The organism is Paenibacillus sp. CMM36 (assembly GCF_053570945.1).
In genome coordinates this window covers 557,285-576,709 of sequence record NZ_JBSEDY010000001.1, presented here as the reverse complement: position 1 = coordinate 576,709, position 19,425 = coordinate 557,285, and the positions used below count along the sequence as shown (strand labels likewise).

19 protein-coding genes and 1 pseudogene are annotated in these 19,425 nt (G+C 42.0%); 3 read left to right on the top strand and 17 right to left on the bottom strand.

Features of this window, described 5'->3' with window-relative positions; translation table 11 throughout:
- Window positions 1-26: 26 nt before the first annotated feature.
- Window positions 27-881, bottom strand: a complete 855-nt coding sequence (locus ACWA2B_RS02885; protein ID WP_029516589.1) for a manganese catalase family protein — start codon at window positions 879-881, stop codon at window positions 27-29.
- Window positions 882-1,078: 197 nt separating this feature from the next.
- On the opposite strand from ACWA2B_RS02885, the gene ACWA2B_RS02880 reads away from it, so the two are divergent.
- On the top strand, window positions 1,079-1,918 hold the full coding sequence (locus tag ACWA2B_RS02880) for a manganese catalase family protein (RefSeq protein WP_029516588.1): 840 nt from the start codon (window positions 1,079-1,081) through the stop codon (window positions 1,916-1,918).
- A 293-nt stretch (window positions 1,919-2,211) separates the two neighbouring features.
- Here the strand turns inward: ACWA2B_RS02880 and ACWA2B_RS02875 are convergent, their stop codons facing one another.
- The 7 genes from ACWA2B_RS02875 to ACWA2B_RS02845 form a co-directional block, all read right to left on the bottom strand.
- Window positions 2,212-2,574 carry a YmaF family protein gene (locus ACWA2B_RS02875; protein WP_029516587.1) on the bottom strand — a complete coding sequence of 121 codons (363 nt, stop codon included), beginning with the start codon at window positions 2,572-2,574 and terminating at the stop codon, window positions 2,212-2,214.
- Between the two features lie 282 nt (window positions 2,575-2,856).
- Window positions 2,857-4,254, bottom strand: coding sequence for a Fe-S cluster assembly protein SufB (sufB, locus tag ACWA2B_RS02870; RefSeq protein ID WP_013309556.1), 1,398 nt, complete (start codon window positions 4,252-4,254; stop codon window positions 2,857-2,859).
- Between the two features lie 30 nt (window positions 4,255-4,284).
- Window positions 4,285-4,707 carry a Fe-S cluster assembly sulfur transfer protein SufU gene (sufU, locus tag ACWA2B_RS02865; protein ID WP_013309555.1) on the bottom strand — a complete coding sequence of 141 codons (423 nt, stop codon included), beginning with the start codon at window positions 4,705-4,707 and terminating at the stop codon, window positions 4,285-4,287.
- Window positions 4,697-5,920: a cysteine desulfurase gene (locus ACWA2B_RS02860; protein WP_165145264.1), complete on the bottom strand. Its 1,224-nt coding sequence runs from the start codon at window positions 5,918-5,920 to the stop codon at window positions 4,697-4,699. Before ACWA2B_RS02860 ends, sufU begins: the two co-directional genes overlap by 11 nt.
- The gene (gene sufD / locus ACWA2B_RS02855; RefSeq protein ID WP_318626787.1) at window positions 5,917-7,221 is read right to left on the bottom strand and encodes a Fe-S cluster assembly protein SufD; all 1,305 of its coding nucleotides are present in this window, start codon (window positions 7,219-7,221) and stop codon (window positions 5,917-5,919) included. The genes ACWA2B_RS02860 and sufD overlap by 4 nt, the downstream gene beginning before the upstream one ends.
- A gap of 23 nt (window positions 7,222-7,244) precedes the next feature.
- Window positions 7,245-8,027 carry a Fe-S cluster assembly ATPase SufC gene (gene sufC / locus ACWA2B_RS02850; RefSeq protein WP_029516585.1) on the bottom strand — a complete coding sequence of 261 codons (783 nt, stop codon included), beginning with the start codon at window positions 8,025-8,027 and terminating at the stop codon, window positions 7,245-7,247.
- Window positions 8,028-8,415: 388 nt separating this feature from the next.
- Window positions 8,416-8,886 carry a Dps family protein gene (locus ACWA2B_RS02845; RefSeq protein ID WP_013309551.1) on the bottom strand — a complete coding sequence of 157 codons (471 nt, stop codon included), beginning with the start codon at window positions 8,884-8,886 and terminating at the stop codon, window positions 8,416-8,418.
- Window positions 8,887-9,198: 312 nt separating this feature from the next.
- On the opposite strand from ACWA2B_RS02845, the gene mtnK reads away from it, so the two are divergent.
- Both mtnK and mtnA read left to right on the top strand, forming a co-directional pair.
- Window positions 9,199-10,422 (top strand): S-methyl-5-thioribose kinase, encoded by a 1,224-nt coding sequence (gene mtnK, locus ACWA2B_RS02840; protein WP_029516584.1) that lies wholly within the window; start codon window positions 9,199-9,201, stop codon window positions 10,420-10,422.
- A gap of 5 nt (window positions 10,423-10,427) precedes the next feature.
- Entirely contained in the window at window positions 10,428-11,537 is a 1,110-nt protein-coding gene (mtnA, locus tag ACWA2B_RS02835) for an S-methyl-5-thioribose-1-phosphate isomerase (RefSeq protein ID WP_165145261.1), read from the top strand.
- A 148-nt stretch (window positions 11,538-11,685) separates the two neighbouring features.
- Here the strand turns inward: mtnA and ACWA2B_RS02830 are convergent, their stop codons facing one another.
- From ACWA2B_RS02830 to ACWA2B_RS02790, 9 genes and pseudogenes are all read right to left on the bottom strand, one after another.
- Window positions 11,686-11,988, bottom strand: a complete 303-nt coding sequence (locus ACWA2B_RS02830; RefSeq protein ID WP_318626791.1) for a YunC family protein — start codon at window positions 11,986-11,988, stop codon at window positions 11,686-11,688.
- Window positions 11,989-12,184: 196 nt separating this feature from the next.
- A complete protein-coding gene (locus ACWA2B_RS02825) occupies window positions 12,185-12,733 on the bottom strand; it encodes an RNA 2'-phosphotransferase (protein ID WP_069012772.1) in 549 nt (182 codons plus the stop codon).
- A gap of 140 nt (window positions 12,734-12,873) precedes the next feature.
- The gene (locus ACWA2B_RS02820) at window positions 12,874-13,125 is read right to left on the bottom strand and encodes a hypothetical protein (protein WP_029516580.1); all 252 of its coding nucleotides are present in this window, start codon (window positions 13,123-13,125) and stop codon (window positions 12,874-12,876) included.
- 13 nt (window positions 13,126-13,138) lie between these two features.
- Entirely contained in the window at window positions 13,139-14,302 is a 1,164-nt protein-coding gene (locus tag ACWA2B_RS02815; protein ID WP_165145185.1) for a WXG100 family type VII secretion target, read from the bottom strand.
- Between the two features lie 122 nt (window positions 14,303-14,424).
- Window positions 14,425-14,649: a hypothetical protein gene (locus ACWA2B_RS02810; protein WP_196245333.1), complete on the bottom strand. Its 225-nt coding sequence runs from the start codon at window positions 14,647-14,649 to the stop codon at window positions 14,425-14,427.
- Window positions 14,650-14,795: 146 nt separating this feature from the next.
- Window positions 14,796-15,581 (bottom strand): LPXTG cell wall anchor domain-containing protein, encoded by a 786-nt coding sequence (locus ACWA2B_RS02805; RefSeq protein WP_230584968.1) that lies wholly within the window; start codon window positions 15,579-15,581, stop codon window positions 14,796-14,798.
- Window positions 15,582-15,606: 25 nt separating this feature from the next.
- Window positions 15,607-16,191, bottom strand: a complete 585-nt coding sequence (locus ACWA2B_RS02800) for a C39 family peptidase (protein ID WP_238437679.1) — start codon at window positions 16,189-16,191, stop codon at window positions 15,607-15,609.
- Window positions 16,192-16,753: 562 nt separating this feature from the next.
- The gene (locus ACWA2B_RS02795) at window positions 16,754-18,169 is read right to left on the bottom strand and encodes a tetratricopeptide repeat protein (RefSeq protein WP_165145179.1); all 1,416 of its coding nucleotides are present in this window, start codon (window positions 18,167-18,169) and stop codon (window positions 16,754-16,756) included.
- Window positions 18,170-18,708: 539 nt separating this feature from the next.
- Window positions 18,709-19,325, bottom strand: a pseudogene (locus ACWA2B_RS02790) (recombinase family protein).
- Window positions 19,326-19,425: the final 100 nt, after the last annotated feature.

The window sequence follows — 19,425 nt, the reverse complement described above, 5'->3', positions numbered from 1 at the left end:
TTACTATCTTTATTTATGGTTTAATTCTAAGTGGTAAGATCGTGTAGCCCTGGACTATGTTCATTAGGCAATTCGGGCATATACGGAAGAGGAAAACCCTCAGGAGGATCTATTACACTCAAATCCCCACCGTTTCTGCTTGGAGTTTGCCCATTGAATATTTCCCCAATACGGGTAGAATCCAATCGAAAATTAAACTGCGCATTGTGAAAGCCCATCTCAACATACTTCCGGCATTCTGGATACTTGTTAATATCGTAATTTGGAACTGGGAACAATTTTCCCCAATCAACTCCAAGTGTCTCTAATGCTTTGGCAAACGCGTTTTGATGAGCATTATCCCTCACAATCAAAAAAGCCAACGTTTCCCGGAATGTTTTGTTCGAGCTCATTTCGTAAATTCGGGATTTTTGTAGAACCCCTGTAGATTCGAGTACGAGATTATCAAGCAAATCACTAACCAGATTCCCGTGGGAATAAACATAACTACCTAGCCAAGGATTCCCACTTGCATCAACAGGTAAGGAACTTTGGGCTCCCATAATAAAATGATGAGGATTTGCGTGTTTTATCGCCTCATCTAAAGGAGCATGATCCATTCCCGCATCGCCGGCTTGGTCTGCGCCTGAGCCAGTCAGAAGTTGATTTATAGTATGTTGGACCAGTTCAACATGACTAAGCTCCTCTAGAAAAACTCCTCGTATCAAATCCCTGTACTGCACAGCATTACCACGAAAATTATTACTTTGAAAGAAAAACTGCATCATAGTACGCATTTCTCCGAATCGACCACCTAACACTTCTTGAATCACTTTAGCAGCAGCTGGATCGGGCTTATCGGGTACTATTAAGTTAATTAAATCTTCTTTATAAAAATACAATTCAAATACCCTCCTTAGACTCTTCATTTTAAAGTGAAACATAGGCTTCCCTCTTTAATAATTTATATACAAACCAAACAAACAGAATAAAGACCCGTATCAGATTGTTGTGATGCTGCTCCTCGTTTTATTACATCTTGAAAAGGTTAAATACAGTTAGAATTCACTAAGTTGCTTTAGCTATAGGAGGAGTAAATATGTTTAGACATCAAAAAGAGTTGCAGTTTGAAGTGAAAGTAGAGCGTCCTGATCCTCTTTTTGCCCGGCAGGTACAAGAAGTTTTGGGAGGGCAATTTGGAGAAATGACCGTGATGATGCAATATTTATTTCAAGGGTTTAACTGTCGCGGTGATGAAAAATATAAAGATATGCTGATGGATATTGGAACTGAAGAAGTAGGGCATGTGGAGATGCTATGTGCTTTAATTAGTCAACTACTTGATGGAGCTAAACCAGAAGATCAAGAACAAGCTGCAAAAGACCCTGTTACAGCTGCCATAATGGGGGGAATTAACCCACAGCACTTGCTGGTCAGCGGTCTAGGCGGATTGCCTACTAATTCAAATGGAGTTCCATGGAACGGCTCTTATATCGTCGCAAGTGGCAACCTTTTGGCAGATATGCGATCCAATTTGCACGCAGAGAGTCAGGGTCGATTGCAGGTAGCAAGGCTATATCATATGACACAAGATGAAAGCGTCAGAGCTACACTACGGAAAATGCTAGCGCGTGACCGCTATCACCAGTATCAGTGGATGGCGGCAATCCAAGAATTAGAAGAGAAAAACGGTGTTGTGGTTCCGGCTTCTTTTCCCCCTGAGGCAGAACAAGAGTCTCAGCCTGAAGCTTATGAGTTTTGGAATTTGTCTGAGGGCGAAGAATCTAGTGAAGGTTTGTGGGCAACAGGGAGTGCGCCGGATGGAACCGGGAGCTATGTATACATCTCAAAACCTGTTGCCAAAGGACAAATCTATAATGCCAAAATACCAGCAACCGAGTTACATCATGACTTAGACCATAAAACTTCAGATAAATAAACAAGTGGCAGACGAGCTGTCCCAACATTAAAGATAGCTTATTGGTGACACTGACCATAAAAATAAAACAAAAAATATATACTTAAAATTCGAATAAGGCGGCTTATCATAAGGCATAAAATCATAGCCGATCATAAATCATGAAGTACAGAATTAATGTAAGTCTAAAAGCCCTGCCGACCAATTATGGTTAGCAGAGCTTTTTGATTTCAAAGACGATGCTCTCATTCTGTATGAGCAGATGTCTATAACAATCATTTGTGTTACCTCAGCTTCGGTCAAACCACCGTTCATTAAATAAGAGGTGCCTGAATCAATGTTGCAAAATTAAACTGGTGTACATGACCATCATTTAATGTAGTTTGGCCCGTAACAAAATGTACATGCTTACCATTTCCGACTGGAATAGCGGGCCCTGTTCTAATCCTTCTCAGATTATGAAAATGGTTCACGAAATCAGTTTTCGTAAGATCAATTTCATGGACATGACTTCTTCCAACTCGAATCGCTTGCCCAGTAACACCTGCAAAGCGGTGGTTATGTCGGTCTGCACCTTCTTCGGCCAGTTTGGTGCTTCCTTCAAATTCATGTACATGTCTCTGTGTCTGCTTAGAAGAGAGGGTTTTCTTCTTCACTCCAGCTTTGTTCTTCTGCATCTGTTGGCATGCCTCCTTATGTTTATGTCACTCACAACATCCTATTAAGCAAATATACATAAGTGCTAGGCAACTATCTGCAGTCCTAAGCATAATTTTTTTTTTTGTAGTAGAAAGAAGGCTTATGGACTTAGGTATCACAGAAAAAACAAAAGAAGACGAACTTAAAAAGTTCATCTCCTAGACTAGCAGGAAATCCGAGTCGGCATAAAATCGACATGACTCGGATTTAACAAGCTTAAGATTACTTCAAAAACTCGTGACACCAAGGGTTAATGGATTTTAACCAATACTGCCTTCCATCTCGAACTTGATCAAACGATTCATCTCTACCGCATATTCCATCGGCAGTTCTTTTGTGAATGGCTCAATAAAGCCCATAACGATCATTTGCGTTGCCTCTGCTTCAGTCAAACCACGGCTCATCAGATAGAACAGCTGATCTTCCGATACCTTGGAAACCGTTGCTTCGTGCTCAAGCGTGATGTCATCATTCATGATTTCATTATAAGGAATAGTATCTGAGGTTGATTGATTATCCAAAATCAACGTATCACACTTGATATTGGATTTTGCACCTTGAGCCTGACGACCGAATGAAGCTAATCCGCGATACGTTACTTTACCGCCATGCTTACTGATCGACTTGGATACAATGGTGGACGTGGTGTCTGGTGCTAAGTGGATCATTTTCGCACCTGCATCCTGATGCTGGCCTTTGCCTGCAACAGCGATGGACAAGACCATCCCTTTCGCTCCACGGCCCTTCAATACAACGGCTGGATACTTCATCGTCAACTTGGAACCGATGTTACCATCGACCCATTCCATCGTTGCATTTTCTTCTGCAACCGCACGTTTGGTTACCAGGTTATAAATGTTTGGTGCCCAGTTCTGGATCGTTGTATAACGAACGCGTGCGTTCTTCTTACAAATAATTTCGACTACGGCACTATGCAGCGAGTTCGTGCTGTAAATCGGAGCCGTACAGCCTTCTACATAGTGCACAAAGCTGTCTTCGTCAGCAATTATGAGCGTACGCTCAAATTGACCCATGTTTTCCGAGTTGATACGGAAGTAAGCCTGCAATGGAACTTCACATTTCACACCTTTTGGTACATAGATGAAGCTCCCGCCTGACCATACCGCACTGTTCAGTGCTGCAAACTTATTGTCCGCAGGAGGTACAACTGTTGCAAAATACTCTTTCAGAATCTCAGGATGCTCACGCAACGCCGTATCGGTATCCATGAAAATAACGCCTTGATCTTCCAGTTCCTTTTGCATACTGTGGTAGACAACCTCGGATTCATACTGTGCGGATACACCAGCCAAAAACTTTTGCTCCGCCTCGGGAATACCCAGTTTATCAAAGGTTTCTTTAATTTCCGTAGGAACCTCTTCCCACGTCTTCCCTTGTTTCTCGGAAGGTCTTACATAGTACTGGATATCGTTGAAATCCAGTTCATCCATATCTCCGCCCCAGTTTGGCATTGGCATTTTTTCAAACTGCTTCAGTGCCTTCAGACGGAACTCCAGCATCCATTCTGGCTCATCCTTAATTTTGGAGATTTCCTTTACGATTTCCGGAGTGAGACCCTTACCTGTTTGGAAAATGGACTTGTGCTCGTCACGAAAGCCGTATTTATACTCTTCCATTTCCGGTGCTTTCTTGGCCATGTTTCTCAAACCTCCTCTGTTCTATTTAAATTATTTATCTTCATCAATCCCTTTGCGCAGCGCGTTCCAAGCCAGTGTCGCACATTTGATGCGGGCCGGGAACTTATTTACGCCTGACAAAGCTTCCAATTCTTCATAATCATCAAATTCGACGGCTTCCCCCTTCATTAAAGAAGAGAAGCGGCTTGCCATATCCAATGCCTGATCAATCGTTTTTCCTTTGACTGCTTCTGTCATCATCGAAGCTGAGGACATACTAATCGAGCAGCCTTCACCAGTAAAACGGGCATCTTCGACCACGCCGTCTTTCGTTTTGAGTTGAAGGGAAATCCGGTCACCACACGTAGGATTATTCAAATCCACCGTAACGGCATCATCCTCAAAACGTCCGCGATTGCGCGGATTTTTATAATGATCCATAATCACGCGTCGGTACAAGTCATCAAGTTGCATCGCCAAAATACTCCTTTGTTTGGATTAAGGCGCTGACCAGAGCGTCGACTTCTTCTTCCGTGTTATAGAGATAAAAGCTGGCACGTGCAGTTGCACTGGCTTTCAGCCAGCGCATCAATGGCTGGCAGCAATGATGTCCCGCACGTACAGCCACCCCTTTGCTATCCAGTACAGTAGCTACATCATGCGGATGCACATCATCCAGGTTGAATGTTACGAGCCCAACATGACGTTCTGCCGGTCCGTATATCGTCAACCCCTCCACTTCACGGAGACGTTTGAGGGCATAGTTGGACAAACGGCTCTCATGCTGTGCAATGGCGTCCATTCCGATGCTTTCCAGAAAATCAATAGCAGCTCCCAAACCAACAGCTCCAGCGATAATCGGAGTTCCACCTTCGAATTTCCAAGGCAGCTCCTTCCATGTGGATTCATACAATCCCACATCGTCGATCATTTCCCCGCCGAACTCAATGGGCTCCATATTTTCCAGCAGCGCCTTCTTGCCGTACAGTGCCCCGATCCCAGTAGGCGCACACATTTTGTGACCCGAAAAGGCATAAAAGTCAGCATCGATGTCTTGCACGTCTACTTTCATATGTGGTGTGCTTTGTGCACCGTCTATAACGATAACTGCGCCTGTGCGATGCGCAATAGCTGCAATCTCTTTGACAGGGTTCACAACACCAAGCACATTGGAGACATGCGCAATCGCTACAATTTTGGTGTTTTCTGTAATAGTATTCTCCACATCAGCAAGATCAACGCTACCATCCTCTTGAAGTGGAATATATTTTAAAGTTGCGCCTGTGGCTTTGGCTACCTGTTGCCACGGGATCAGATTACTGTGATGCTCCATTTGTGTGATGACAATTTCATCACCCTCCTTACAGTTAGCTCTACCATAAGAAGAAGCCACCAGATTCAGCGCCGTTGTTGTTCCGCGTGTAAAAATAATTTCCTGACTGCGCTTGGCATTCAGAAAGCGAGCTACCTTCTCCCTCGCACCTTCATAAGCATCCGTCGCCCGGCTACCCAAGGTATGCACACCACGGTGAACATTTGAGTTATCATATTCGTAGTAGTGCTTGATCGCCTCGATGACCGCCAGCGGTTTTTGCGAAGTAGCCGCATTATCCAAATAAACCAGCGGATGACCGTTAATCTCCTGATGTAAAATCGGGAATTGTTCACGGATCAATGCAGTATTCATTGGCCTAACTTCCTTTCAACAAGGCTTTGCAGCTGATGTTGAAGTCCTTCGAGCGGAATCTCAGATACGACAGGTGCCAAGAAGCCATAAATAATCAGACGCTCAGCTTCTGCCCGGCTAATTCCGCGGGACATCAAGTAATACACTTGTTCACGGTTAACCTGACCAACCGATGCTGCGTGACCTGCTGTTACATCATCTTCATCAATCAGCAGGATTGGGTTAGCGTCACCACGCGCTTTCGGGCTGAGCATCAGAACACGTTCTGTTTGCTGACCATCTGCTTTGGTAGCACCTTTTTCAATTTTTGTAATTCCGTTAATGATGGAAGACGCTTCTTCACGCATCACTGCGCGCGTTATCATCTGACTAGCGGAATTTTTGCCGAAATGCTGTGCTTGTGTCGTATAGTTCAGCTTTTGTGAGCCGGAACCTACAGCAATGATCTTGGCATCCGAATTGGAGCCATTGCCTTTGAGCACGGACATGGTATTGCTTGCTGTATTGCCGTTGTTCATTTCGCCCACAATCCATTCGATAGCTGCGTCATTTCCCAACGTGGCACGACGAATTGAAATATCCGTTACTTGCTCTCCAAACTGATGGACTGTCGCATAGCGAACTTTAGCCCCAGCATTTGCAACAACTTCTACCGCACCGTTATGAAGAACAGGTGCCGCCAAATCCGCAGATACATAGTTGTCTACGTACGTCACGGAACTATGACTTTCGACAATAAGCAGCACATGCGGCGCAAACGTTGCAGTCGCATCGTCTGTCAGGAATACAGCTTGAAGCGGAACGTTCAGTTCTACATTTTTAGGCACATAAGCAAATACTCCACCGTTCCAGAGTGCTGCGTGCAATGCAGATAATGAATTCTCTTCTGCCTTAATCACTGTGTTCAGATGAGCTTTAACCAAATCAGCATGCTCTTTAACCGCTGTTTGTAAATCCGTGAAAATGACGCCTTGCGCCGCCAATTTCTCACTCAGCTTCACATATACCGCACCGGAGTTGCGCTGAATAATCAGACCGCCCTCCTGTTGCTCTTTAACCAGATCAGCAATGGCTGCAGGAACCTGCCCTACCGATGCAATGACCTCGCTCTGTTTATGTTGACCGTAATCGTTTAATTTCCAACGTTCGATTTTTGTTTTTTCAAATACCGGAAGCTCCAGTTTGCCTGCAAGCTCAAGTGCTTTTTGTCTGTCTTCAGCCAGCCAAGATGGTTCGCCGTTACGTTCGGACAGAACACGCAGTTGCTCGGAATCTACCGGAAGGATTGTTTGTGTAGTCATTAGTTTTCCTCCTCGCTTCCGGCTTACGCCTCTTGTCCTACAGTTTCATCAACGATACCCAGCTCTTCCTTGATCCAGTCGTAACCGTCTGCTTCCAGACGCTCAGCAAGCTCAGGACCCCCGGATTTAACGATACGTCCTTGCATCATCACGTGTACATAATCTGGTTTAACGTAGTTTAACAGACGTTGGTAGTGAGTAATCACGAGGAAACCACGATCTTCGGAACGCATAGCGTTCACACCGTTAGCCACGATTCTCAAAGCATCGATATCCAGACCGGAGTCGATTTCATCAAGAATGACAATTTTCGGATCAATCATCATCATTTGCAAAATTTCATTCCGTTTTTTCTCACCACCAGAGAAGCCTTCGTTCAGGTAACGGTGAGCAAACTCAGGGTTCATTTCAAGCTCTTTCATTTTGCTTTCCATTTGACGGATAAACTTAATCAAGGAGATTTCTTGTCCTTCTTCACGGCGCGCGTTGATCGCACTACGCAAAAAGTCGGAGTTCGTTACCCCTGCAATTTCACTCGGGTACTGCATCGCCAAGAACAATCCTGCACGTGCACGCTCATCCACTTCCATATCCAGCACGTCTTCTCCATCCAAAGTTACTTTACCATCTGTGACTTCATATTTTGGATGACCCATCAAAGCAGACGCAAGTGTACTTTTACCCGTACCGTTAGGACCCATGATGGCATGGATTTCTCCGCCCTTCATTTCGAGGTTAATACCTTTCAAAATTTCCTTGCCTTCAATGGTCGCTTTGAGACCTTCAATCTTAAAGTTTGTAGCCATATTCGCAATACCCTCCAAAAAATGTAGTGTGGTGTCGAAATCAGAAAGTATATTTAAACAGGGGAGCCCCCTGATTTCAAGTAATATTTAAAAATTTATTTATAATCATTCTAAACTGATTCTCAATGATTCTCAAGTTATTTTATAATAAATATCTTGAAGGGTGCAACCAACAGACACACGTTATCCAACTTTCTTCATAAAATGTTCACCCTACCAAGCACACAAATGGCAAAATACATCCTGCGAATGTTTATATAATTATAAATTTGTACAAAAAACACGAGGTACATGATCTCTTTTCAGCCATAAAAACGCTACTGACAGCATGACGTCAGTAGTTTTACATGTAAAAAGTTTATTTCAAAGCGTAATCCCATCACTACAATTAGCCCAAATAAGAGCGAAGCATCCACATATGTTTCTCCAGATCCGCTTTATAGCCGATCAGCAAATCTGCAGTTGGCTGGTCGGAATTGCTTTCCGCCAGTTCAATACCTTCCTGAAACTCCTCGCATACCGTTGCAAAATCCTCGATCAAGGTTTGTACCATCTTGGGAGCATCTTCGTTGCCGGTTGCTTCCTGAATCGACGACAGCTCCAGGTACTCCTTCAATGTTGCGGAAGGTGAACCTTTCAACGCGAGCAAACGCTCGGCGATCTCATCCATTTTCAATGTCACTTCATTGTATAACTCTTCAAATTTAACATGGAGTGTGTAGAAACTGGAGCCTTTCACATACCAGTGATAGTTATGAATTTTTACATATAACACATTGAGGTTAGCGACTTGACGGTTTAAAAGTTCCTCCACCGATTTGGTTTGCGTATTTTTCGAGTTACTTGTTGTTTTAGCCATCATAAATCCCTTCCTTTTTCATCAAATTGATTTTCAGGAACGTTTACGTATCCATCACCGTCATTGCTGACGGTAAGACGCCAGCGGGCATCCTAATCACCTGCCGGACGTCTGTTTCATACTTACCCTCTCTATACGGAAACGAAACAAAAAGAAGAGTTCTCCTTTCTCCCTCTTTCGATCCTCCATAAAAAAAATGTACAAAACTTCAATGATTTTCGTTATACTTTCTCTATCCTATCAAAATACTTGGTTTAATATTGTGATATTCCCAGACTATTTACATGTGCACAATTTATGGAGGTGACTTCGTTGTCCCAATATCATCCTTTAACGACTGAAGAAGCAATCGAATTCGTGAAGAACATCCCCGGATTTTTTAGTCAGGAAGCTCGTCTGGAATGCCGGGAAATCGGTGATGGTAACCTAAATCTGGTTTTTCATATTACGGATTCTGAATCTAACAAGAGTATCATTGCCAAGCAGGCACTTCCTTATGTAAAAATTGTGGGTGAATCCTGGCCGCTCTCACTGGATCGTGCCCGTATTGAACGCGAGGCCCTTCAGCAGGAGCACCACATTTGCCCCGAATTGGTTCCTGCGATACTGGCGTATGACGATGAGCTTGCATTGACCGTGATGGAGGATCTTAGCTCCCACACCATCATGCGCAAGGGGCTAATAGAAGGAAACACATATCCATATTTCGCTAATCATATTGGGGAGTTTCTGGCACGCACGCTCTTCTTCACCTCAGATTTGGGCATGAATCAGCAGGATAAAAAAGACCTAGTCAAACGTTTTATCAACCCGGATCTCTGCAAAATAACTGAGGATCTGATTCTGGATGAACCGTATCGGTTCTCAGATAATAACAACTATGGTGCGTACATCGAAGACGAAGCAGAGGCACTCCGTACAGATCAAGCGCTTCATCTGGAAGTGGCTTTGCTGCGAGAAAAGTTTTTGACACGAACCGAAGCGCTTCTGCACGGTGACCTTCATACTGGTAGCATTTTTGTAACGACCGAATCGACTAAAGTCATTGATCCTGAATTTGCCTACTACGGACCCATGGGCTTTGATATCGGAGCGGTGATCGCCAATCTGCTGTTGAACTACGCTGCACAGCCCGGATGGACCTCTGGTGAGACGGCTCTAAAAGAAAGGCGCGACTGGGTTCTGGAGACTGCCATTCAGGTATGGGAGCAGTTTGAGCGTAGGTTCCGCAAACTGTGGGACGAGCATGTCACCGATCATATGGCACGTACAGCGGGATATCAGGACTTGTATCTCCAGAAAGTACTGCAAGATACGATTGGTTTTGCAGGGTGCAAAGTGATCCGCCGTATCATCAGCCTGTCGCATGTGGCAGATATCGAGACAATAGCCGATCCTGACCTCAAGGAAGCTGCGGAACGTCTGGCGTTATCTATCGGTAAATCCTTGGTTCTTCGCAATCGCGGGCTTCATTCGATTCGGGAACTGGGAGACATTGTTCGGACAGCAACAGCTGCCCAAACTAAAGGAGCTTAATGAATATGAGTGAAAAGAAAGAATCGGCGCCCGTGACCTCTGGGAAAGCTGCAGTGTCCAGTCAGGCTCTATCTTCGCTGGTGTGGAAAGGCAACCACTTGTCCATGCTGGATCAGCGTCTGCTACCCGAAACGATTGTCATGCTGGATTTATTCACGGCTGATGAAGTTTGGGATGGCATACATGCCATGAAGGTACGCGGTGCGCCCGCCATCGGGATGGCTGCGGCCTACGGCGTTGTGCTGGGGGCTTCCGCCTACAGCGGCATCGACGCTGATGGGTGGCTGGAGCATGTACACGCCGTGTGCGGACATTTGGCTACTTCACGGCCGACGGCAGTGAACCTGTTCTGGGCCCTGGATCGCATGAAGAAGCGGGCTGGGGAACTCATCGTTGAAGCTAGCGGAGGACGGATCGAAGACTGGAATGCCGGGCTGGAGCGTGAAGCCATAGCCATTCAGGCAGAGGACGAAGAAGTATGCCGCCAGATCGGCATCCATGCTTTACCTCTGTTCGAGGACGGGATGGGCGTACTCACTCACTGCAATGCAGGCGGATTGGCGACAGCCAAATACGGGACAGCGCTCGCTCCGATGTACCTTGCGCAGGAGAACGGCATCCACCTCAAAGTATTTGCCGACGAAACCCGCCCCGTGCTGCAAGGTGCGCGCCTGACTGCTTTCGAGCTTCAGCAGGCAGGCATTGATGTCACCCTGCTCTGTGACAATATGGCGGGCATGGTGATGTCCAAAGGATGGGTACAGGCCGTTATTGTCGGCACAGATAGAGTCGCTGCTAATGGCGATGTCGCCAACAAAATCGGTACCTATAGCCTAGCTGTGCTAGCGAAGGCGCATGACATTCCTTTTTATGTCGCTTCGCCACTATCTACCATTGATTTGCAGACCGCAACAGGCGCAGATATTCCGATTGAGGAGCGTTCTGCGGAGGAAGTTACCGAAAGCTTTGGTAAACGGACCGCCCCGCAGGGCATCAAAGTCTACAATCCAGCTTTCGATGTTACACCTCATGAGTACATTACCGCCATCATTACCGAAAAAGGGATTGTCCAAGCACCCTTTAGCGACAACCTCCCCGCTTTGTTTGCCGATTAATCGTTCTTGCAGATCATACCGTTCGTATAAAGCCGAATAATCTGCTCGATAGAGTGTAACTTTTCATAGAAAAAAACCGGAGCCAAAAAGTCCGGTTTTTTTCGGTTCTTGTTCCTCTACTTTTATGCAACATTGCACATAGGCTTCACTACACCAGTTTCAATAGTGCTTCATAGCCTGGCATCCCTGGTTTAATCCCCAGTTGCTCGGCTTCTGCCGTCACTGACTCCATCGGCGCTTCCAACAGTTCCTTTAGTGTTTTTACCCCCACAGCTCGTGCGGCCAGGATTTTCCGATCCGCCAGCCGTTCATTGAGCAATCCAACATCCAGCGCACCACACATGATGTAACCACGGGAGTTAGAGATCGTCAACAGCGTTGTTTTAGGCAGTTTGACCTCGACTCCGATAAATGTATGCTCACCCACTTGAATGGGTTCCATGTGTATCATGGTTATTACATGCACCTCCTCTTTGTTCATCCGGGATATTTTATGCGGCATTTGCGGGTGAGTGTGGACGCCCGTGGATACATTCAAAATATTAGGAGGGGAATGTATGTACAGCAAAATAGACGATATCAAAAAGACCAGACGAATTTTTTCTCATCTAGTCTCGGTGATCATCGTTAACGGTCTGGGTTACGCTTTATTCAAACTTTTTTAAGTACTGTGGCGGCACAAGGTCGGCAAGCCAAACACCGTGGTTGGCTTTATAAAACTTCACTTGATTAGCCAATGCCTTTTCTGTATCTACTTCAAGGATCACCAGTTCCCCACGTCTTTTACCTGCCAGAATTGCAAACTCAAGGGCTTCAGACAGATGTACATACTTTCTGCCCATTGGCTTAATTCCTTCAGTAAAAATGTTATGGATTACCTTTGTGTTTGTACCGTGATAGAGAATGGTTGGTGGAGTGGCCTCCTTATAATCCAATCTGCCTGCACTGTGCCCATAATTAGCTCTTATGTACCCATTAACAATCTCATATCTTTGTTTTGGACAATGGCTTACTACTTGCTTGATATCCGACTCGCTTACGTCAGACCATCTATTCTCTGATCTTATTCCTTGAATCAGGTCTTGAATGTCACAATAACCCTCATGGTCTAGCTCAAGACCAAACTGTTCTGGTGTATGCCTAAGAATCTTACTCATAAATTTACTAAGGCTCTCTTCTTGTTTTGGCGTTAACATGATATGCTCCTTCTAAAATCGTCTCTTAATTCTAGGGTGGATAAAAATTTTCCTCTTTAATCAGATAGATTGCAATGAAAAAAGCTTACTCTCATTTTATTATCAATGGAGCAAGCTCGGTTCGTATTCCTGAAGCTACTTTATGATTCAAATGTCATCTTGTCAGGAAATATACCACCTTCTTTAACGAAGCAACGTGCCATCCGCTGTGCAGCCCTATCAAAATAAAATTTGTTTGAATGATTCGAATCTGGTAAAGGTTCAATTTCAGAGAACAGCTTAGTATCCTTGTTTAATTGAATTTTCCCCATAGTGTGTTCGTTTGGACCATATTTATAAATAACTACTGTATCATCTTCATGTTCTTTAAAAAGTAATACAAATGCTCCCATTATAAAATCTCCTCTATTCTATTTCCCATGGACGACCCGACCTTACCGCAGCGTTATGAGCAGTCTCATAGTCTGTTTTAAATATACCCTCAAATCTAGATTCAAACAATTCATGGTTAAGCAAATCCATATCTTTTTCTGTTTGTATCCCTTTTTGTAATCTATCCCATGCTTGAGCTATTTCGTAATCAGAATGAAATCTGCCATAACCACTTGATTTTATGTGTTCTTTTATGAAAACGTGTTCTTTGATTCTTTGAATCCTACTTTCCTTCATTCCAGAATTCTCAGCTATTGCTCTTACATCACTATCTGAAGCTCTGATTTGATCATACATCTCATCTGCTTCAGCTTCTCTACGAAAATATTCATCAATTGAAAGATCGTTTCTCCCACCTGTTTGTACTTCTGTTTTAGATTCAGATTCTATTGAATTCCGTAAGCTGGAACTCGTATTATTCTTCGGAATCTCATACTGAATAGATGGTTTCAAACCAATTTTAGGCTTAATAACTGAGCTGACTCCTCCAAACAATCCTGCTGTACCAATCATATTAGCCCAATGTTCCTTTGACCACGCATTGGTAGGATTAAATGCGCCCTGAATCATACCCGTTATTCCAAATGTACTGAAATTGAGCATGTCATTCCACGAATCGTTTTGTTTAGCTGCTCGTTCCATGTACCCTTGATACATTCCTTTTGGAATACCATACGACATATAATCTAAGAAGCTCCAAACCGAATCAAACTTTTTCTCATAACGTACTGAATTAGCATCTACAAAATCCTGACCTAGTTCAGTTAAGCTATCTACCGATTTCTGGAATGCATTTCGTGTATCTGGAGCAGGAACAGCACATGAATTCGGTGGAGGTGGTAAACAACTTGCATCAATGTTACCTGTTTCCATCAGATCTGCTAATCTGAATTTATCTGCATGGTGACGTAACTCCCTAGCAATAGAATCCATCAGGGTAACAAAGTCATTCATATTCTTCTGAGAGGTCTGGAAGGAATAGTAAAAGTGCTCTTTAGTCAGTCCTTCCCACAATTGTCCCATAGATGAAATTTGTTTTACTAAATTGCTATTCACTTGAGTTGCCGTTTGCTGTGCTAACTCAAACTGCTTGGAGATGGTCATAAGTTGCTCAGGCGTCACTTTAATAGTTGTCATAGGTTAGTTACCTCTAGTCATGAATTCGTTATGACATAGTAACACTATTCCGATTTATGGAAAATGAACTTAATTCCTAATTGTTATATGAAGGATTAACCTTTCTACCTACGTCTAAAGACTTAAAACGTGCCATGATCTTCAACCATATCTTGCAACCCAGGGATAAGCGTAAGGAGTTTTTTGTAGTTTCTTAGTTGCTGAGTTGTTATATTTAACTCATGTGCAATATCAGCCTGTGTTTTTTGCTGACCAAAATTATTTTGCTCAGCACTTTCATATGTATGCTGATTATTCCCTTCTAGATTGGCGCTCCCATCCCTCACTCCAGATTCTTTCCAACTCAACACAAATCAAAAAGGCTAGACGGAATATCCATCTAGCCACCTACAACACTTCATTATCTGAGTTGAATTTAAATAGATAATTCCAGCCCGCCAAGCCGTCTAATTATATCAAAACTATTACACAGTTTATTGTATACAAGATTAATCTATAACTTTTTTCTTCTTTTAATTACGAAAAAAATGCCACCAATAATTGCTAACCCTGCAATAGAAAATAGTGACACTTTTTCTGTGCTGATTTTGCTTGTAATGAGCTGCGAAGTAGTCGAGTTTAGATTAGATGGACTCCCCCCAGAGATCAGTTCATCTGAATCATTTTTTTCAGAAGCTTCTTGCCGAGCCTTCTCATTGGCAGATAGAAACTCTACAAACTCCTGTAAATTGTATACTTTCAATGGCTTAAATTCCATGTATACGCTCTCTCTAAGAGGAACCACAACTTCCTTCCCATCTATATCAGAAATTAGAGCAACCGTAGCCAGTCGATCATCATATATCAGTTTGCTGCTTTCATCGTAGCCAATCAATTTCTTTGCTTCTTCGAATTGACTCGGAAACTCAAGATCACTATAAGCTGATCGTATTCTTTTCCCATCTTCTGAAAAAACAATACCATTATTTTGTTGTCCACTTTTTATGGAAAATAAGTACCCTTTAGATTTTAAAATGTCATTAGCTCTATCTGTATTCCCTGATCTAACAGCTTTAGAATTAACAGTGTAAACCTTAAAACCTTCATCAAGAGTTAAATTTTCCGCTTCTTTAGTAGTTGTTATTTTAAATCCTGTATTCTTTCTAATATCATCTTTGAAATTCCCCAAATCCTTTTCAATAGATTGCTCAACTTCTTTCGGAACCTCATTTGCCGCTAAGACGGTTATAGGTAACAATAAGATACAAGAAAACGCAATACCAATTATTTTTTTATACATTTTATCAGTCCTCCTTAGTCTCGTTTTAATTAACATAAATTTCGTTTATAGTGCTGTACCAACTAAAATCTCTATTATTAACAAATCCATCATAGTAATCTATTTTATCCATCTTCTCACCAACGGCAGGGTCTTTGTAATATACTTTTTGAAATCCTAAATTTGTATTATCGGAATATCCATTTATTAGATACATATGTCCAAGATCAGAGTCGTCCTTCCACACGATATGTGCTAATTGCGGTTGATTTCTTTTTATTTGAGAGATAATAGTTCCAAAGGGTATCGGCTCTTTATCAATTGTAGAGTTCAACCCCCCATATGCTAACGCGCTTTTTACTTCCTTATCCGTGCCTCCCTTATTTACGAGGCTACCTTTAATATATTTTACGATTTGAGATTGAGTTTTATTTCCACCTAAATGTTCTATAGCCATCTGTGAAGTAGCAGCCCAGCACCAATTAGATTTCTCTTGTTTATGCGAAGGCACAGGAAGAGATTTGTAATCTATGTAACTAGGTGTGATTTTGTCTGAATTGATCTCTTGGGCTGATGTTAATGGAGCGATAGCACTAAGTGCTAATACCCCCATAAGCACAAATGCTGTCATTTTTTTTTTTTCATGTAATGAAACTTTCTTTTTTCTTATTTGGAATACAATATAATAATAATACAGAAAATACAATAATATAACATTTCATTCAACATTATTGCAAAATAGTAAGTCGGCACTATATTAATCATTTTCCTGTAAGTGTTAAAATATCAACAATTTTAATAAAACAGTATCCTGCTACTTCCTTAATTACGCACAACGTTGAAGGTATCCCATCCTTTGACGTAAACCGTCGTCCCTTTTCATAATGCACCTCCTTCTTCAAACCCTCGTCTTGGTTAATAATGGATTAGTTCACAAAAAAAGTTTTAACAAATCATAAAGAAGACCTACTTTAGTTGTAGGTCTTGGAATAGAACATTATTTAATAATAGAATTTTTGAGGTTCCCCTGCGTTGGCCTATTGGGTTCCGTAATTAAACCTATTTCAGGGGTGCAGTTTTAACGAATTTTCAAATCAATTCGTATTTAAGCTCCTCCATGTGTTGCAAAGACTTGAAATCCTCCATCATGACTATCCAGATAAATAGGTACAGCTAAGGTGAACAAAAAGCTACTAACAACGATCAACATTACCACTTTTTTCAACATTGTTTAACCACACCTTTTCAATGAGATTGTAAAACTCTGTTTTGGTTTCAGATACCGCATGGGCTTTGAAACGCACAAACAACCCCATACAATTTATAAAATATGTCTCATTATTTAGTATATGCGCTTTTACCATTGCACAAAACAAATGATTAAAGCCATCATTGTGCATCCCATGATCTAAATAATAATAAGCCAATTCATATCCACAAAGTGCAGAGTATTCCGGTATTACTTGCTGGGTATACATATCATCTGATGATGGTCGCTGAGATAAAGACGCAATCTCTGTTTCAAATCGTTTAAGTATATCGTTTAAATCAAGCTCATAACGGTTAGCCGCCGTCATTATGTTAAGTAGTTGAGTTACCCTATCTTCTTGAATCGTATCTGATGAGTCATCAATAAAGTTTAGATATTCATGAAGCACACTCACATCACCAGATAAAAGCCTATATGCAAGTATGTTAGCTTGTGACCAATGTTTAAACAAGCCAATCCAGTGCTGGGTATCCTCATCGGTCTCTCTAACCCAATCTAAATTGGAGTAGGCATATGTATAGTGTAATGCCTGCTCATAATTACCCTGCTCTTCACATGCATTAGCACAGAGCAAGTCTGCATAAGCAATGTACACAAACAAGGGACGACTTAGCTTGTCGCTAGATTCGATCTGTTCTCGGCTGTTCTGTTGATGGTTCAGTGTACATTGTATTTCGGCTTTAGCTCTCATTTTCCTCGCCATCTCATCAACCTTATCCCATTTACGCAATGATCTGTACACGTTAGCCAAATCCTTCAATGCGTCAAGCTGGTCTATTTCATCTAGTCTTTCGACAAAAGCTTCAAATACGGCTGCCGCCCCAACATTTTGATTTTGATCGTCATTAATCTGAATTTTAAAAATACGATATTGGCAGATTGCCAGGCGTTCAGAATGTTGATATCTCTCCGCTTCAGCTACCCCCTCATAAAGTATCAATGCCGCTTCTAGTCGTCCCTGCGACAACAATTCTTCCGCTATTTCAAATAGCTTGGGTGAATAGAGTAGATTGTCCATGATGGCTCCCACTACTCGACGGACCGCATCCAACTTGTCCAACTCCGCACAGCGATACAAAAACGGCTCGATTCGCCTCATATTTGGAGGATGATCAATGATGTAATTTTCTATAAACAATTCATAAAAGTGACCCTCTGGTAAGCCCATAGCTTCAGTAATACGATCGAGCTGGTTAATAGACATAGATTTATTACCTGTTACAATGCTACTTATTATTCCCCTATTCATCCCTGTAATTTGTCCAAATTCCGATAGGTTTAAGCCTTCTTGTTTAAGATATTGTTCCAATTCTGCTCTAATCGTGGGTGTAATTTTCATCGATAAACCACCCTTTCAATGTAGACTCACAATACGATGCATAGTAAAAATTATTATGTAGTTGTGAAACAAGTAGTAAAATGCTCTAACGATCTTGATTGTACCATCTTTTGGTATAAAATCATATACCTTTCATATAGTACTCAAGATACCTTTTGGGATAGTTACGTATGATTTCATGATTAAGGATATCATCTTTATGTTGATGTATAGTTTATTTAAAAAATTAGAACACAACTCATCCAATACAAAGTACCAGATTAATAGTCAGGTTCGCATTCCCTTGTGTTTTAATCTATGAATTGAGCCTTGATTGGATGTATGGCATACAAGCAACCTTAATGATATTAGGGACGGTATCGAGTCAAAAAATAACTTGAGTGTGAAAGTGAATGTGTTAGGGGCAATTTTGGAAATTAAATAGACGTTTATGATGTAAAATACCCCCCGTCCTTTTTATTGTACCTGCTAGTATTTGATCAGCAGACATAACAAAGAAACCTAGACATAATCATCTAGGCTCCATACACATGAACAATTTATCCTACTTGTTTCTGTTGCTCATATTCCTTTACCCTGCGATAGAACGTGTTAGGCTTCATTTCTACGCGCTTCATTGCTTCGACTGCTGTTATTCCACCTTGCTTCCATTCCTCATATGCTGTAATAAACTCATCACTTATTGCCTTTTTAGGCCGACCAAATACCACACCATTATTTTTGGCTGCTGCTATATCTTCAGATTGTCTACCGTTTATCTTCTCACGTTCACGTTCTGCCATGTAGCTGAGTAATTCAAGCACGATACTAGATATAACCTTTTCCAAACCATTTTGATATTGTCTAGTGTCAAGGATAGGCATACAAGGATAACAATGTGTGCACCTATCTCATACGTTATATCTTGCCATTCACGTTTGATTTCTTTAGCATTCCGTCCAAGTCTGTCAAGTTCCTTAATGAACAGAATGTCTCCGTGTCTAAGTACGCTCTTTAATGTTTGATATTGTGGTCTGTCAAAATTCTTGCCACTTTGCTTATCAATGAAGTAATCACGTTCCATAATACCTAAGTCCTTCATCGATTCTAATTGTCTAGCTTCATTCTGATCTTTACTCGATACTCTTATGTAACCATAGCGTCTAATCTCACTCATATGGATCATCCTCTACTATGTCATTAATTGTATTTAGCAAAGTATGTCAAAATGTATACTATATGACAAAGTGTTGGAAAAAGACTTGGCTAAATTGAGC